At 69.1% G+C, this 14710-nt stretch carries 13 protein-coding genes; 5 read left to right on the forward strand and 8 right to left on the reverse strand.

Annotation, left to right across the window (positions count from 1 at the left end):
* Nucleotides 1-21: 21 nt before the first annotated feature.
* Nucleotides 22-2565, forward strand: a complete 2544-nt coding sequence (locus tag BM060_RS04300) for a PepSY domain-containing protein (RefSeq protein WP_245323022.1) — start codon at nucleotides 22-24, stop codon at nucleotides 2563-2565.
* 68 nt (nucleotides 2566-2633) lie between these two features.
* Here the strand turns inward: BM060_RS04300 and lpxO are convergent, their stop codons facing one another.
* Complete coding sequence (gene lpxO / locus BM060_RS04305) at nucleotides 2634-3533, reverse strand: lipid A hydroxylase LpxO (protein WP_009617712.1); 900 nt, start codon at nucleotides 3531-3533, stop codon at nucleotides 2634-2636.
* A gap of 144 nt (nucleotides 3534-3677) precedes the next feature.
* Here lpxO and BM060_RS04310 point away from each other — a divergent pair, with 144 nt between their 5' ends.
* From BM060_RS04310 to BM060_RS04320, 3 genes are read left to right on the forward strand one after another with little or no spacing between them, the layout of a single operon-like run.
* Nucleotides 3678-4433: a 5-oxoprolinase subunit PxpA gene (locus BM060_RS04310; protein WP_074977592.1), complete on the forward strand. Its 756-nt coding sequence runs from the start codon at nucleotides 3678-3680 to the stop codon at nucleotides 4431-4433.
* Complete coding sequence (gene pxpB, locus BM060_RS04315) at nucleotides 4430-5107, forward strand: 5-oxoprolinase subunit PxpB (RefSeq protein WP_074977595.1); 678 nt, start codon at nucleotides 4430-4432, stop codon at nucleotides 5105-5107. The genes BM060_RS04310 and pxpB overlap by 4 nt, the downstream gene beginning before the upstream one ends.
* The gene (locus BM060_RS04320) at nucleotides 5104-6024 is read left to right on the forward strand and encodes a 5-oxoprolinase subunit C family protein (RefSeq protein ID WP_135499972.1); all 921 of its coding nucleotides are present in this window, start codon (nucleotides 5104-5106) and stop codon (nucleotides 6022-6024) included. Before pxpB ends, BM060_RS04320 begins: the two co-directional genes overlap by 4 nt.
* On the opposite strand, the gene BM060_RS04325 is transcribed toward BM060_RS04320, so the two are convergent.
* Nucleotides 6021-6503 carry an Lrp/AsnC family transcriptional regulator gene (locus tag BM060_RS04325; RefSeq protein WP_074977597.1) on the reverse strand — a complete coding sequence of 161 codons (483 nt, stop codon included), beginning with the start codon at nucleotides 6501-6503 and terminating at the stop codon, nucleotides 6021-6023. The two genes, BM060_RS04320 and BM060_RS04325, sit on opposite strands and share 4 nt — an antisense overlap.
* 137 nt (nucleotides 6504-6640) lie before the next feature.
* On the opposite strand from BM060_RS04325, the gene BM060_RS04330 reads away from it, so the two are divergent.
* A complete protein-coding gene (locus BM060_RS04330; protein WP_009617717.1) occupies nucleotides 6641-7267 on the forward strand; it encodes a LysE family translocator in 627 nt (208 codons plus the stop codon).
* A gap of 303 nt (nucleotides 7268-7570) precedes the next feature.
* On the opposite strand, the gene BM060_RS04335 is transcribed toward BM060_RS04330, so the two are convergent.
* The 6 genes from BM060_RS04335 to BM060_RS04360 form a co-directional block, all read right to left on the reverse strand.
* Entirely contained in the window at nucleotides 7571-8542 is a 972-nt protein-coding gene (locus BM060_RS04335) for a peptide ABC transporter ATP-binding protein (RefSeq protein WP_074977599.1), read from the reverse strand.
* Nucleotides 8542-9513, reverse strand: coding sequence for an ABC transporter ATP-binding protein (locus BM060_RS04340; RefSeq protein ID WP_074977601.1), 972 nt, complete (start codon nucleotides 9511-9513; stop codon nucleotides 8542-8544). Before BM060_RS04340 ends, BM060_RS04335 begins: the two co-directional genes overlap by 1 nt.
* Nucleotides 9514-9637: 124 nt before the next feature.
* On the reverse strand, nucleotides 9638-10549 hold the full coding sequence (locus BM060_RS04345) for an ABC transporter permease subunit (RefSeq protein ID WP_074977603.1): 912 nt from the start codon (nucleotides 10547-10549) through the stop codon (nucleotides 9638-9640).
* A gap of 10 nt (nucleotides 10550-10559) precedes the next feature.
* The gene (locus BM060_RS04350; RefSeq protein ID WP_043315252.1) at nucleotides 10560-11570 is read right to left on the reverse strand and encodes an ABC transporter permease subunit; all 1011 of its coding nucleotides are present in this window, start codon (nucleotides 11568-11570) and stop codon (nucleotides 10560-10562) included.
* Between the two features lie 64 nt (nucleotides 11571-11634).
* Nucleotides 11635-13233, reverse strand: coding sequence for an ABC transporter substrate-binding protein (locus BM060_RS04355; protein ID WP_074977605.1), 1599 nt, complete (start codon nucleotides 13231-13233; stop codon nucleotides 11635-11637).
* Nucleotides 13234-13243: 10 nt separating this feature from the next.
* Nucleotides 13244-14623: an OprD family porin gene (locus tag BM060_RS04360; RefSeq protein ID WP_074977608.1), complete on the reverse strand. Its 1380-nt coding sequence runs from the start codon at nucleotides 14621-14623 to the stop codon at nucleotides 13244-13246.
* Between the last annotated feature and the right edge of the window lie 87 nt (nucleotides 14624-14710).

Consider the following 14710-nt stretch of genomic DNA (forward strand, 5'->3'; position numbering starts at 1 on the left):
GCCCGAGGTGAGAGCAAGGTGTTGAAGAAAGTCTGGTTCCAGCTGCATTGGTTCTTCGGCATAAGCGCCGGCCTGGTGCTGGCCCTGATGGGCGTGACCGGGGCGGCGCTGTCGTTCCAGGACGAACTGCTGCGCGCCTTCAACCCTGCCAGCCTGACGGTGCAGGAGCAGCCCGGCGGCACCCTGGCGCTGGACGAACTGGTACGGCGGGTGGAGTCCGCCGAGCCGGGCAAAAAGGTGTCCTTCGTCTGGGCCAAGGTCGACGGCGACGAGGCCGCGCGCATCTTCTTCACCCCGCCGCCGGGCCAGCGCCGCGGCGAATCGCGCTACGTCGACCCCTACACCGGTGCCTCGCTGCCGGCGCCGTCCGGGGAAGGCTTGTTCATGTTCATCATGCAGCTGCACCGCTTCCTGGCCCTGGGCGAGTTCGGCAAGCAGGTGACCGCTGCCTGCACCCTGATCCTCATCTATTTCTGCCTCTCCGGCCTGTACCTGCGCTGGCCGCGCAAGACCCTGAGCTGGCGCGCCTGGCTGGCCCTGGACTGGCGCAAGAAGGGCCGCGCCTTCAACTGGGACCTGCACGCCGTGGCCGGCACCTGGTGCCTGGCCTTCTACCTGCTGGCCTCGCTGACCGGCCTGTACTGGTCCTACGACTGGTACCGCGGCGCGCTGTTCAAGCTGCTCGACGACGCCCCGGCCGGCCAGCAGCGCCAGGGCGGCCGCGGTGGCCGTGGCGGCGAAGCGCCCAAGGGGCCGCCGCTGGAAGTGGACTACAGCGCCCTGTGGAACACCCTGCGCAGCACCGCCGGCCCTGGCCTTGAGGCCTACAACCTGCGCCTGCCGCCGGTGGGTGGGCAGCCGGCCACGGTGTTCTACCGCCTGGACGACGCCACCCACGAACGCGCCTTCAACGAAATGCGCATCGATCCGAAGAGCGGCCGCCTGCTGGGCGACAAGCGCTACGCCGACAGCAGCTTCGGCAAGCAACTGCTGACCAGCGTCTACGCCCTGCACGTGGGCAGCTACTTCGGTATGCCCGGGCGCATCCTGATGATGCTGGCGAGCCTGGCCATGCCGCTGTTCTTCGTCACCGGCTGGCTGCTCTACCTCGACCGCCGGCGCAAGAAGAAGGCCGCCCAGGCCGCCCGCGTCGAACTGGCTGGCGCCGGCGGCGCCGATGCCTGGCTGGTGGGCTACGCCAGCCAGAGCGGTTTCGCCGAGCAACTGGCCTGGCAGAGCGCCGGGCAGCTGCAGGCCGCGGGCCTGGCGGTGCGCGTCGAGCCCCTGGCGCGCCTGGACCGCCAGCAACTGGAGCAGACGCGCAACGCGCTCTTCGTGGTCAGCACCTTCGGCGACGGCGAGGCCCCGGACAGCGCCCGCGGCTTCGAGCGCAAGCTGCTCGGCGAAGCCGCCGGCCTCGGCCAGCTGCGCTTCGCCATGCTCGCCCTGGGCGACCGCCAGTACCAGGCCTTCTGCGGCTTCGCCCGGCGGATGCAGGGCTGGCTGCAAGGGCAGGGCGCGCAGCCGCTGTTCGACGGCGTGGAAGTGGACAACGGCGACGCCGCTGCCCTGCGCGAGTGGCAGCAACACCTGGCGCAACTGACCGGCGTGGCCGCGCCGACGCCCTTCGCCGCGCCGCAATACGAGCTGTGGAGCCTGGCCGCTCGCGAACACCTGAACCCCGGCAGCCAGGGCCAGTCCACCTGGCTGCTGCGCCTGCAGGCGCCGGCCGGCAGCAGCGCCGACTGGCGCGCCGGCGACCTGGTGGAAATCCTTCCGCAGCACCCGCGCGAACGCGTGCTGGCGTGGCTGGCGCGCCTGGGCGTGGACAGCATGGCTTGCGTCGAGGTCGACGGCGGCCGCGTGGGCCTGGCCGAAGCCCTGACCGGGCGCGAGCTGCCGGCCTCCCTCGGCCATCTGGTCGGCCTGCACCCACAGGCCGTGCTGGACGCCCTGGTGCCGCTGGCGGCGCGGGAATACTCCATCGCCTCGCTGCCCAGCGACGGCGCCCTGGAGCTGATCGTGCGCCAGGAGCGCCACCCCGACGGCAGCCTGGGCGTGGGCTCCGGCTGGCTCACCGAATACCTGCAACCCGGCGCCGGCCTGGCCCTGCGCCTGCGCCGCAACGCCGGCTTCCACCTGCCGGAGGAAGACCGCCCGCTGATCCTGATCGGCAACGGCACCGGCCTGGCCGGCCTGCGCTCGCTGCTGCGCGCCAGCATAGGCGCGGGCCGCCGGCGCAACTGGCTGCTGTTCGGCGAACGCAACCGCGAGCACGACTTCTACTGCCGCGAAGAGCTGGAGGACTACCTGCTGAGCGGCGAACTCCAGCGCCTGGACGTGGCGTTCTCCCGCGACCAGGCGAGCAAGGTCTACGTGCAGGACGTGCTGCGTGAACGTGCTGAGGAGTTGCGGCAGTGGCTGGAAGAGGGCGCGGCGATCTACGTCTGCGGCAGCCTGGAAGGCATGGCCGGCGGCGTGGATGCGGTGCTGCGCGAAGCGCTGGGTGACCTGGCGGTGGAAGCGTTGCTGGAAGAAGGGCGCTATCGGCGGGATGTTTATTAAAGAGGCTGAAGGCTGAAGGCGGAAAGGCTCTTACCTCCAGCCTTCAGCCTCTAGCCTCCAGCGGCTCTTCAAACCCAGAGAATGAACGCCAGGATCGCCCCGAAGAACGCCCACTTCTGCAGGTAGTACAGCTTGCGGTTGCGCTTCTTCAGCGCCTTGCCCTGCAGGCGGATCTTGTACAGCGTGCCGAAGGCGCGGTTGATGCCGCCGGTCTTGTCGCCGTCGTCGTTGGGCGAGGCGGCGGCGGCCATCACGTTGCGGCTGAACCAGCGGTTGAAGGCCTGCGCCCAGCGGTATTTCAGCGGCCGCTCGACGTCGCAGAAGAGGATCACCCGGTCGTGCTCGGTGGTGTTTTCGGCGTAGTGGATGTAGGTCTCGTCGAACACCACGGCCTCGCCGTCCTTCCACGCATAGCGCTGGCCGTCCACCTCGATGAAGCAGCCCTCGTCGTTCGGCGTGAACAGCCCCAGGTGGTAGCGCAGCGAGCCGGCGTAGGGGTCGCGGTGGCGCACCAGGCGCGAGCCCGGCGGCAGCTCGGCGAACATCGCCGCCTTCACCGAGGGGATCTCCCGCAGCAGCGCGGTGGTCTGCGGGCAGACCACGTCGGCCGAGGGATGGGCGTCGTCGTACCACTTCAGGTAGAAGCGCTTCCAGCCGGTCTTGAAGAAGGAGTTGAAGCCGACGTCGTTGTACTGCTCGGAGCGCTTGATGCTGCCGGCCTCGCGCAGGCGCAGGGCCTCGGCGCGGATGACTTCCCAGTTGTCGGTGAGCTTCTGCATCTCCGGGAAGGCGTTGGGCGTCAGGTAGGGCGTGTTGGGCACCCTGGAGAACAGGTACATGAAGCAGTTCAGCGGGGCGAGGAAGCTGGAGTGGTCGCTCAGCTGCCGGGACAGCTTGTGGCGGACCTTGCCGCGTACGTGCACATAGGCGATGCAGGCCGCGTAGGCAGCCAGGATCAGGGCTTTCATCTTCGAGTCGATGGCTTTCGGCGGGAGGAAGCGAAGGATATTACTCCCCTGAATCGTTACTGAATATTCCTAAGACTAAATGATGGCCCTCTGGTTTAACCTAGGGATGTTTCCGAAACTCGCCGGCGAAGTCGAGGCAGTATCATGACCGATCAGTCAACTCGCATCCTGCTCAACTGCGACATGGGGGAAAGCTACGGCGCCTGGCGCATGGGCGACGACGTCCACGCCATGCCGCTGATCGACCAGGCCAACCTGGCCTGCGGCTTCCACGCCGGCGACCCGCTGACCATCCAGCGCACCGTGCGCCTGGCGCTGGAGCAGGGCGTGAGCATAGGCGCGCATCCGTCCTACCCCGACCTGGCCGGTTTTGGCCGCCGTCATATGAGCTGTTCGCCGGAAGAGGTGCAGGCCCTGGTGCTGTACCAGGTGGGCGCGCTGGACGCCTTCTGCCGCGCCGCCGGCACCCGCGTCGACTACGTGAAGCCCCACGGCGCGCTGTACAACGACCTAGTGCGCGACGACGCCCTGCTGGCAGCGGTGCTCGATGCCTGCGCGGCCTACCGCAAGGGCCTGCCGCTGATGGTCCTGGCCCTGGCCGACAACCGCCGCGAACTGGCCCTGGCCGACGCCGCCGACGTGCCGCTGATGTTCGAGGCCTTCGCCGACCGCGCCTATCTGTCCGACGGCCAGCTGGCCCCGCGGCGCCTGGCCGGCGCGGTGCACCACGAGCCGCAGCGCATCCTCGACCAGGCCCTGGCCATCGCCCGTGGCGAACCCTTCCCGGACATCGACGGCAACCCGCTGCGGCTGCGCGCCGACAGCCTCTGCGTGCACGGCGACAACCCCGAATCCCTGGCGGTGCTGCGGCGCCTGCGTGGCCTGCTGGACGCCGCATGATCCGCGTCGAGCCCTTCGGCGCCGAAGCCCTGCTGCTGACCCTGGCCGAACACCCGGACGTGCACCTGCCGCTGCGCATCGCCGCCCTGGCCGAACGCCTGCGCTCGGCCCTGGGCGAGGTGCTGACCGACCTGGTGCCGGGCTGGACCACGCTGCTGCTGCACTACGACCTGCGCTGCACCGAGCCCCTCGACCTGCAGCGCCGCCTGGCGCCGCTGCTGGCGGACTGGCCCGGCCCCGAGCCGAGCGACGACGCCGGGCGCCTGCATGAAATCGGCGTGTGGTACGCCGGCGAGGACCTCGACGAGGTGGCCCGGCGTTGTGGCCTGCAGCGGGACCAGGTGATCGAGCTGCACAGCGCCCGCGAGTACCGCGTCGGCGCCATCGGTTTCGCCCCGGGCTTCGCCTACCTCGGCGAGCTGGACGAGCGCCTGGCCCTGCCGCGCCGGGCCAACCCGCGCATCCGCGTGGCGGCCGGCAGCCTGGCTATCGCCGAGCGGCAGACCGCGGTCTATCCACAGGCCTCGCCGGGCGGCTGGCACCTGCTGGGGCTCACCGCGCAGCGCCTGTTCGACCCACACCAGGAGCCGCCGTGCCCGCTGGCAGTGGGCGACCGGGTGCGTTTCCTGCCCATCGACGAGGCTGCCTTCCGCCGCGCCGGAGGCTGCCCATGAGTGGCCTGCGGGTGCTCAAGGCCGGCCCGCTGAGCCTGCTGCAGGATGCCGGCCGCCACGGCTGGCAGCATCTGGGTGTTTCCACCGGCGGGCCTGTGGATATCCATGCCGCGGCCTGGGCCAACCATCTGCTGGGCAACGCCTGGGGCACGCCGCTGCTGGAGGTAGCCCTCGGCGGCCTGCGCCTGCGGGCCGAAGCGGATTGCTGGTTGGCGCTGTGCGGTGCGCAAGTGCCGATTCGCGTGGGCGGCGATGCACGCCCCGGCTGGTCGCGCTTTGCCCTGCGCGCCGGGCAGGAACTGGAACTGGGCTTCGCCGCCAGCGGCCAGCGCGCCTACCTGGCGGTGGCGGGCGGCTTCCGCGTCGAACCCGTGCTGGGTAGCGTCGCCACCCAGCGCCGCGAGGGCCTGGGCGGCCTGCACGGCGACGGCCGGGCGCTGGAGGAGGGCGACCTGCTGCCTTGCGCGGCTAGCGGTGCAGCCTTCGAACGCGGCGCCAGCGTGCCCTGGCCCTACGTGCCGGACTACCGCGAGACGCCGGTGCTGCGCGTGCTGCCCGGCGGCGACGTCTTCGAGCCGGAGCAGCGGGGGGCCTTCTTCGAGCGCACCTGGCAACTCAGCCCGCAATCCGACCGCATGGGCGCGCGCCTGCACGGTGAGCCGATCCGCGCACCCAGCCGGCAATGGTCGCTGGGCATGGTCCGCGGCGCCATCCAGGTGCCGCCGGACGGCCAGCCCATCGTCCTGCAGGCCGACCACCAGAGCATGGGCGGCTATCCGCTGCTCGGTTTCGTCCACCCCCTGGACCTGGGCCGCCTGGCGCAGTGCCCGGCCCACGCCGAGGTGCGCTTTGTCGAGACGACGCTGGAAGTGGCGCAGGACGAGCTGCGGCGCTTCTACCGTTTCTTCCGCGGCTAGCGGGGCAGGTGCTGCAGGGGCAGCGGCGCCGATTCCTTGAGGGTGCTGATGGCGAAGTTGCTGCGGATGTCGCTCACCCCCGGCAGTTTCAGCAGGGTGCCGGTGAGGAAGTGCTCGTAGGCGCGCAGGTCCGGGACCACCACCTGCAGCAGGAAATCCGATTCGCCGGAGACCAGGTGCACCGAGATCACCTCGGGCAGGTCGACCACCGCGCGGCGGAAGGCTTCGGCCTGTTCCTCGTGGTGGCGCTCCACCTTGATCCCGACGAACACCGTCAGGCCCAGGCCGACCTGGTCGCGGTCCAGGTCGGCGCCGTAGCGGCGGATCACCCCTGCCTCTTCCAGCAGGCGCACACGGCGCAGGCAGGGGGAAGGCGACAGGCCGATGGCCTCGGCCAGTTGCACGTTGCTCAGGCGGCCGTCGCGCTGCAGGGCGGCGAGGATGCGATGGTCGTAGGCGTCCAGTTGGTGGTTTGGCATAGCTGGCCAGCTTCCAGGATTTGGATTGGCAGATCATGCCAAAACTACCCAGGCTGGCAAGCCGAATACGCAAGCACCTGCCCTGGCCTTCGGGCATAGAATCCTTGACCGGAGCCCCTTGCTGCGGAGTGCGAACCATGGATTTCGGCGTCTTCCTGCTGGCCCTGGCGATGGTCTACCTGCTGCCCGGGCCGGACATGCTCCTGCTGCTGCATACCGGCGCCAGCCGCGGCGGCCGCACGGCCCTGGTCACCGCCCTGGGCCTGGCCACGGCGCGGGGTTGCCACGTGGTATTGGCTGGTGCCGGGCTGGCGCTGCTGTTCCGCAGCGTGCCCTGGACCTTCGATGCGGTGCGTTTGGCTGGCGCGGCCTACCTGGCGTGGCTGGGGTTGCGCATGTTGCTGGCGCGGCCGTCGTTGGCGGGCATCGAACCTGTGGCCGAGGTTCAGGCGCGGAGTTGGCGGCGGGCCTTTGGCAATGGGTTGTTGACCAATCTGCTCAATCCCAAGGCGTTGTTGTTCTGTTCGGTGCTGCTGCCGCAGTTCGTGCGGCCGGATGCGGGGCCGTTGGCGTTGCAGTTCGGCGTGCTGGGGGCTGTGTTGGTGGGGGTGGGGTTGGTGTTCGATAGTTTCTATGCGTTGAGCGGGGCGCGGTTGGGGCGTTGGCTGGAGCGGCATGCCTTGGCGCAGCGGGTGCAGCAGTGGGCTTTTGCTTCGTTGCTGATCGGGTTCGGGGCGCGGTTGGCGTTGTTGAGGGAGGTGTAGGCGCGAGCTTGCTCGCGAAGAGGTTTCGCCGGGGGGGAGTGGGGTTGGGCGGGTTCGCGAGCAAGCTCGCTCCTACAAGAGGGGTTGGGTGTGGGGGGAGTTGTGGAGTACAGGGATGCTCCGTTCCCCTCACCCCAGCCCTCTCCCGGAGGGAGAGGGGGCTTGTCCGTGCCGGCTGGGGGTGAAGTTTCAGCCGGATATCACAGTGTCCGGCTGACTCCGAAACATCAGCGCACTCCGAACGGTCCCCTCTCCCTTTGGGAGAGGGTTAGGGTGAGGGAGCGGAGCCCAGCATTAGCACCATTACCCCAGAAACTGCTCCGCATGATGGCAAGCCACCTGCCGCTCATCCAGCAGCCGCAGTTCCGGCACTTCCACCTTGCAGCGCTCCGTCGCATAGGGGCAGCGCTTGTGGAAGGCGCAGCCGCTGGGCGGGTTGAGCGGGTTGGGCAACTCGCCCTGGATCTTGATCTTCGGTTTGCCCGGGTCCGGGTGGATCGCCGGGGTGGCCGAGAGCAGGGCGCGGGTGTAGGGGTGCAGCGGGCGTTCGTAGAGCTTGTCCGCCGGGCCCATTTCCGCCGGGCGGCCGAGGTACATCACCAGCACGTCGTCGGCCACGTGGCGCACCACCGCCAGGTTGTGGGAGATGAACACGTAGGCGGTGCCGAACTCCTGCTGCAGGTCCATGAACAGGTTGAGCACCTGGGCCTGGATGGACACGTCCAGCGCCGAGGTCGGTTCGTCGGCCACCAGCACCTTGGGCTGCAGCATCATGGCGCGGGCCAGGGCGATGCGCTGGCGCTGGCCGCCGGAGAACATGTGCGGGTAGCGCTGGTAGTGCTCCGGGCGCAGGCCCACCTGCTGCATCATCGCCTGCACCCGCTCGCGGCGTTCGCTGCGCGACAGGCTGGTGTTGATCAGCAGCGGCTCGCCGAGCTGGTCGCCGATCTTCTGCCGCGGGTTGAGCGAGGCGTAGGGGTTCTGGAACACCATCTGCACGTCGCGGCGCAGTTGCTTGCGCTGCTCGTGGCTGGCGCCCTTCACTTCGTGGCCGGCGATGCGCAGGGAGCCGGAGGTGGGCTCCTCGATCAGCGTCAGGGCACGGGCCAGGGTGGACTTGCCGCAGCCGGACTCGCCGACCACCGCCAGGGTCTTGCCGGCCTGCAGTTCGAAGGACACGCCGTTGAGGGCGCGGACCAGGGCGTGGGGCTTGAACAGGCCCTGGGCGATGTCGTAGTGGCGGGTCAGGTCGCGGGCGGTCAGTACGGCTTCCATCAGACCACCTCCTTGAGGTTCAGCGGGTAGTAGCAGCGCACCGCGCCGCGGACGTGGGGTTCCAGGGCCGGGCGGATGGCGCGGCAGTTGTCCTGCACGTAGGGGCAGCGCGGCGACAGCAGGCAGCCCTGCGGCCGGTCGTAGCGCCCGGGGACGATGCCGGGCAGGGTGGCCAGGCGTTCCTCGCCGGCGCTGTGCTCGGGAATGGCCTTGAGCAGCGCCTCGGTGTACGGGTGGGTGGGCAGGTCGAACAGCGCTGGCACCTGGCCGATCTCCACCGCCTGCCCGGCGTACATCACGCAGACGCGCTGGGCGGTCTCGGCGACCACGGCGAGGTCGTGGGTGATCAGGATCAGCGCCATGCCCTGGTCGCGCTGCAGGTTCAGCAGCAGTTCCATGATCTGCGCCTGGATGGTCACGTCCAGGGCGGTGGTGGGCTCGTCGGCGATCAGCAGCTTGGGCTCGCCGGCGATGGCCATGGCGATGGCCACGCGCTGGCTCATGCCGCCGGAGAGCTGGTGCGGGTAGGCGTCCAGGCGCTGGGCGGCGCCGGGGATTTCCACCTTCTCCAGCAGTTCCAGGGCGCGCTGGCGCGCGGCCTTGCCGCGCAGGCCCAGGTGCAGGCGCAGCACTTCCTCGATCTGGAAGCCCACGGTGTAGCTGGGGTTGAGCGCGGTCATCGGGTCCTGGAAGACCATGGCGATGTCCTTGCCGACGATGCGCCGGCGCTCGCGGCCCTTGAGCTTGAGCATATCGCTGCCGTCGAAGCGCAGGGTGTCGGCGGTGATGCGCCCGGGGGCGTCGATCAGGCCCATCAGCGCCATCATGGTCACCGACTTGCCGGAGCCGGACTCGCCGACGATGGCCAGCACCTCGCCCTTGTCGACGTTCAGGTCGAGGCCGTCGACCACGGGCACGGCGTCGGCGCCGCCGAAGCGCACCGAGAGGTTGCGGATTTCCAGGAGGCTCATACGGCGGTCTCCAGCGAATTCTTCCTGTAGGAGCGAGCTTGCTCGCGAACGGCGGTATGGCGGGGAGGCAGGTTCGCGAGCAAGCTCGCTCCTACGAAAAGCGCAGTCTTCATCGGGGTCATCCTCACGCCGCGCTCTTGAGTTTCGGGTCCAGCGCGTCGCGCAGGCCGTCGCCCACCAGGTTGATGGCCAGCACGCTGAGCAGGATGGCCAGGCCGGGCAGGCTCACCACCCACCAGGCGCGCTCAATGTAGTCGCGCGCCGAGGCCAGCATGGTGCCCCACTCCGGGGTCGGCGGTTGCACGCCGAGGCCGAGGAAGCCCAGGGCGGCGGCGTCGAGGATGGCCGAGGAGAAGCTCAGGGTGGCCTGGACGATCAGCGGCGCCATGCAGTTGGGCAGCACGGTGACGAACATCAGCCGCCAGAGGCCGGCGCCGGCCAGGCGCGAGGCGGTGACGTAGTCGCGGTTGACTTCGCCGAGCACCGCCGCGCGGGTCAGGCGCACGTAGGAGGGCAGCGAGACCACGGCGATGGCGATCACGGTGTTGAACAGCCCCGGGCCGAGCACCGCGACGATGGCCACCGCCAGCAGCAGCGAGGGCAGCGCCAGCATGATGTCCATCAGGCGCATGATCACCGGGCCCAGGCGGTTCGGCGAGAAGCCGGCGACCAGGCCCAGCACCAGCCCCGGCAGCAGCGAGATGACCACCGAGCTCAAGGCGATCAGCAGCGACAGGCGGGCGCCGAAGATCAGCCGCGAGAGCATGTCGCGGCCCACTTCGTCGGTGCCCAGCAGGAACCGCCCGGTGCCGCCTTCCAGCCACACCGGCGGGGTGAGCAGGAAGTCGCGGAACTGCTCGCTGGGGTCGTAGGGCGCCACCCAGGGCGCGAACAGCGCGCAGAAGACGATCAGCACCATGAAGGCCAGGCCGCCCACCGCACCCTTGTTGTGCGCGAAGGCTTGCCAGAACTCTTTCAGGGGCGAGGGGTAGACCAGGCTCGGGTCGCCGGCGGGAGCGTTTTGCATGGAATTCATCGCGGGCTCCTCAGCGTTGGTGGCGGATGCGCGGGTTGACCAGGCCGTAGAGGATGTCCACGGTGAAGTTGACCAGGATCACCAGGGTGGCGACCAGCAGGATGCCGTTCTGCACCACCGGGTAGTCGCGGCGGCTGATGGCGTCGATCAGCCACTTGCCGATGCCCGGCCAGGAGAAGATGGTCTCGGTCAGCACGGCGCCGGCCAGCAGCGCGCCGACCTGCAGGCCGAACACGGTGAGCACCGGGATCATGGCGTTGCGCAGGGCATGCACGAACACCACGCGGGCCGGCGACAGGCCCTTGGCGCGGGCGGTGCGCACGTAGTCCTCGCGCAGCACTTCGAGCATGGCCGAGCGGGTCATGCGGGCGATCACCGCCAGAGGTATGGTGCCCAGCACGATGGCCGGCAGGATGAGGTGGTGCAGGGCGTCGAGGAAGGCGCCCTCCTCATCGGAGAGCAGGGTGTCGATGAGCATGAAGCCGGTCTTCGGCTCGATGTCGTAGAGCAGGTCCAGGCGCCCGGACACCGGCGTCCAGCCGAGGGTCACGGAGAACAGCATGATGAGGATCAGGCCCCACCAGAAGATCGGCATCGAGTAGCCGGCCAGGGAGATGGTCATCACCCCGTGGTCGAAGATCGAGCCGCGCTTGAGCGCCGCGATGACCCCGGCCAGCAAGCCGAAGGTGCCGGCGAAGAGCATGGCGGCGATGGCCAGCTCCAGGGTCGCCGGGAACAGCGTGAGGAACTCGTGCCAGACGCTGTCGCGGGTCACCAGGGATTCGCCGAGGTTGCCCTGGGCGAGGTTGCCGATGTAGTCCAGGTACTGCTGGTACAGCGGCTTGTCCAGGCCCAGGCGGTGCATGGCCTCGGCGTGCATCTGCGGGTCGACGCGGCGCTCGCCCATCATCACCTCGACCGGGTCGCCGGGGATCATGCGGATCAGCGCGAAGGTCAGCAGCGTGACGCCGAAGAAGGTCGGAATGAGCAGGCCGAAACGGCGTGCGATGAAACTCAGCATGGTGGGGGCGGACTCCTCATCACGCGGCTGCCCGCGGGGATAACGCGGGCGCCCGTTTTTATTGTCACTTCACCCGGATATCGGAAAGCCGCACCTCGGCGAAGTTGTTATTGCTCAGCGGGCTGATGGTGTAGCCCTCGATATTGCTGCGGCGCACATTGAACAGCTTAGGATGCGCCAGGGGAATCCAGGGGGCCTGTTCGTGGAATATCTTTGTCGCCTTTTCATAAAGTTCCTGCCGTTTCGACCGCTCGTCGGTGCGCCGGGCCTGCTGGATCAGTGATTCGAAGGCCGCATCGCACCAGCGCGCCTGGTTTTCCCCGGACCTGGCCGCCGCGCAGCTGAGGTTGGGGCTGAGGAAGTTGTCCGGGTCGCCGTTGTCGCCGGCCCAGCCGAGCAGCGAGAGGTCGTGCTCGCCGGCCTTGGAGCGCTTGAGCAGCTCGCCCCATTCCAGCGAGCGGATCTGCAGCGCGATGCCGACCTTGGCCAGGTCCGCCTGCATCATCTGTGCCGCCAGCGCCGGGTTGGGGATGGTCGGCGAGCTGCCGTTGCGGATGAATAGCGTCAGCTTCAGGCCGTCGTCCACCCCGGCTTCCTTGAGCAGGGCCCGGGCGCGCTCGGGGTCGTGCGGCCAGTCCTGGAGCTGCCGGTTGTAGCCGAGCAGCGTCGCCGGGTAGGGGTTGATCGCCGGCGTCGCCGCGCCGGGGCCGAACACCGCCTCCAGCAACGCCGGCTTGTCGATGGCCAGGTTGATGGCCTGGCGCACCCGCGCATCGTCCAGCGGCTTGTGCTGGGTATTGAGGGCCACGTAGGTGGTCAGCAGGGCGTCGGTGCTGTCCACCGCCAGGCCCGCTTCCTTCTGCAGTTGCGGCACGTCGGCCGGTTTCGGGTAGAGCGCCACCTGGCATTCGCCGCGGCGCAGCTTCTGCATGCGCACGTTGGGGTCGAGGGTGATGGCGAACACCAGGTTGTCGATGGCCGGCTTGCCGCCGAAGTAGTCCGGGTTGGCCTTGTAGCGCACCTGGGCGTCGCGGGCGTAGCGGCTGAAGACGAAGGGGCCGGTGCCGATGGGCTGGGCGTTGAGCTGTTCCTGCTTGCCGGCCTTGAGCAGCTGGTCGCCATATTCGGCCGAGTAGATGGAGGCGAAGCCCATGGCCATGTCGGCGAGGAAGGGCGCTTCCGGGTGGTTGAGGGTGAAGCGCACAGTCAGCTCGTCGAGTTTGTCCACCGACTTGATCAGCTCGCCCATGCCCATGGCCTCGAAGTAGGCGTAGCCGCGCGGCGCCGAGGCGTGCCAGGGGTGCTGCGGGTCCAGGGCGCGCTGGAAGCTCCAGAGCACGTCGTCGGCGTTCAGCGTGCGGCTGGGCTTGAAGTACTCGGTGCTGTGGAACTTCACCCCCGGGCGCAGGTGGAAGGTGTAGGCCAGCCCGTCGGGGCTGGCCTCCCAGCGCTGCGCCAGGGCCGGCACGACCTCGGTGGTGCCCGGGCGGAACGCCACCAGGCGGCTGAACACCGTCTCGGCGGCGGCGTCGGCGGTGACCGCGCCGGTGTACTGGACGATGTCGAAACCCTCCGGGCTGGCCTCGGTGCACACCACCAGGTTCTGCGCCAGCGCGGGGCCGGCGCCGAGCGCCAGGAGCAGGGGCAGGTAGCGCGGGATCATGCGGGTTCTCCTACAGCAGGTCGAAGGGGAAGGTGCTGACCAGGCGGACCTCGTCGACGCTGCCGTCGACCTGGTTCTGGCTGGCCAGGTGCTTCATGTACATCAGGCGGAACTTGCTGCGCTTGAGCGGGCCGTCCTGGACCACGTAGGTGCCCATCAGGCCCAGTTCGTGGTGCTTCTCGCCGTCCTGGCCGCGGACCTCGGCGTAGTTGCCGTAGGCGCCGTTGCGATCGCCGTCGTAGTGGGTGCCGTCGATGTCCCAGCCCTTGGCGTACCACACCGCGGTGCTCAGGCCGGGCACGCCGTAGGGCGCGAAGTCGGTGCCGTAGCGCAGCTGCACGGACTTTTCGTTGGGACCGTTGTAGTCCGACAGCAGCGAGTTGGCCAGGTAGATGGCCGAGGTCTCGTGCACGTAGTCGAAGTACTCGTTGCCGTCGACCTGCTGCCAGCCGAGCATCAGGCTGTGGGCGCCATGGCTGAGGGTGAAGGCCAGGCTCCAGGTGTCGTTGTCGATGTAGCCGGCCTCGCGGTTGCCGGTGTCGCGGGTGCTGTAGAGGTTGAAGCTGGTATTCAGGGCCAGGCTCTGGGCGTCGCCCAGGTCGTGGGAGAGGCCGAGGTAGTACTGGTTCCAGACGTCCTCGAAATGCCCGCCGTAGGCGCTCACCGAGAGGTTGTCGGCGACCTTGTAGGTGCCGCCGAGGTAGCTGTAGCGGTCGCCCTTGACCTGGCGCGTGCCGTACTCGGTGGTGAAGTCCTCGTCGCCCGCCCCGGTGCGCGGGCTGGCGCGGGTGAAGCTGCCGGCCTGCAGCGAGAGGCCGGCCAGTTCCTCGCTGAGCAGGCCGACGCCGTTGAAGCTCGACGGCAGGGCGCGGTTGTCGATGCTGTTGAACACCGGCGTCTCCACCTGGAAGCGCCCGGCCTTGAGCTCGGTGTTGGAGACGCGCAGGCGCAGGTTGGCGATGCCCAGCTTCGACCACTCGTCCACCGCCTCGCCGTCGCTGTGGGCCAGGGTGCGGTTGCCGCCGCCGCCGATCACGCCCTTGCCGCGCTCCAGGTTGATGGCGTTGAAGCCGGCCACGTCGAGGCCGAAGCCGACGGTGCCCTGGGTGTAGCCGGAGCTGTACTGCAGGATGGTGCCCTGCACCCAGGCGCGGCGGCTGTGGGTGAATTCCGAGCCGCCTTCCTTGGGAATGCGGAAGCCGAAGCTGTCGTGCATCTGCTCGCGGGAAAAGAAGTTGCGCGTGCTCAGGGTCAGTTTCTGGCCCTCGATGAAGCCGCTGGCGCCGGCCTGGCCCTTGTTCGCATCGTCCTCGGCGGCCTGGGCCTGGCCGAGCAGCCCGGCGCCGATCGCCAGGCCCAGTACAGCGGGTTTGAGGTAGGGACACTGCATGGATTGCTCCTTTTTCTTCTTCGTTGTTGTTCGAGACGGCAAACGCATCCCGCCGCGCCTGCCTGGGCGGGCGCGCGGGGTGTGGGG

Origin of the sequence: Pseudomonas citronellolis (assembly GCF_900112375.1) — a bacterium.
GTDB lineage: Bacteria > Pseudomonadota > Gammaproteobacteria > Pseudomonadales > Pseudomonadaceae > Pseudomonas > Pseudomonas citronellolis.

Excerpts from the sequence above, each read along its gene's own strand:
- BM060_RS04335 (WP_074977599.1), bottom strand. The coding sequence starts at position 8,542 with ATGGAAGCCGTACTGACCGCCCGCGACCTGACCCGCCACTACGACATC.
- BM060_RS04345 (WP_074977603.1), bottom strand. The coding sequence starts at position 10,549 with ATGAATTCCATGCAAAACGCTCCCGCCGGCGACCCGAGCCTGGTCTAC.
- BM060_RS04355 (WP_074977605.1), bottom strand. The coding sequence starts at position 13,233 with ATGATCCCGCGCTACCTGCCCCTGCTCCTGGCGCTCGGCGCCGGCCCC.
- pxpB (WP_074977595.1), top strand. The coding sequence starts at position 4,430 with ATGATCCGCGTCGAGCCCTTCGGCGCCGAAGCCCTGCTGCTGACCCTG.
- BM060_RS04310 (WP_074977592.1), top strand. The coding sequence starts at position 3,678 with ATGACCGATCAGTCAACTCGCATCCTGCTCAACTGCGACATGGGGGAA.
- BM060_RS04360 (WP_074977608.1), bottom strand. The coding sequence starts at position 14,623 with ATGCAGTGTCCCTACCTCAAACCCGCTGTACTGGGCCTGGCGATCGGC.
- BM060_RS04350 (WP_043315252.1), bottom strand. The coding sequence starts at position 11,570 with ATGCTGAGTTTCATCGCACGCCGTTTCGGCCTGCTCATTCCGACCTTC.
- lpxO (WP_009617712.1), bottom strand. The coding sequence starts at position 3,533 with ATGAAAGCCCTGATCCTGGCTGCCTACGCGGCCTGCATCGCCTATGTG.
- BM060_RS04330 (WP_009617717.1), top strand. The coding sequence starts at position 6,641 with ATGGATTTCGGCGTCTTCCTGCTGGCCCTGGCGATGGTCTACCTGCTG.
- BM060_RS04320 (WP_135499972.1), top strand. The coding sequence starts at position 5,104 with ATGAGTGGCCTGCGGGTGCTCAAGGCCGGCCCGCTGAGCCTGCTGCAG.
- BM060_RS04325 (WP_074977597.1), bottom strand. The coding sequence starts at position 6,503 with ATGCCAAACCACCAACTGGACGCCTACGACCATCGCATCCTCGCCGCC.
- BM060_RS04340 (WP_074977601.1), bottom strand. The coding sequence starts at position 9,513 with ATGAGCCTCCTGGAAATCCGCAACCTCTCGGTGCGCTTCGGCGGCGCC.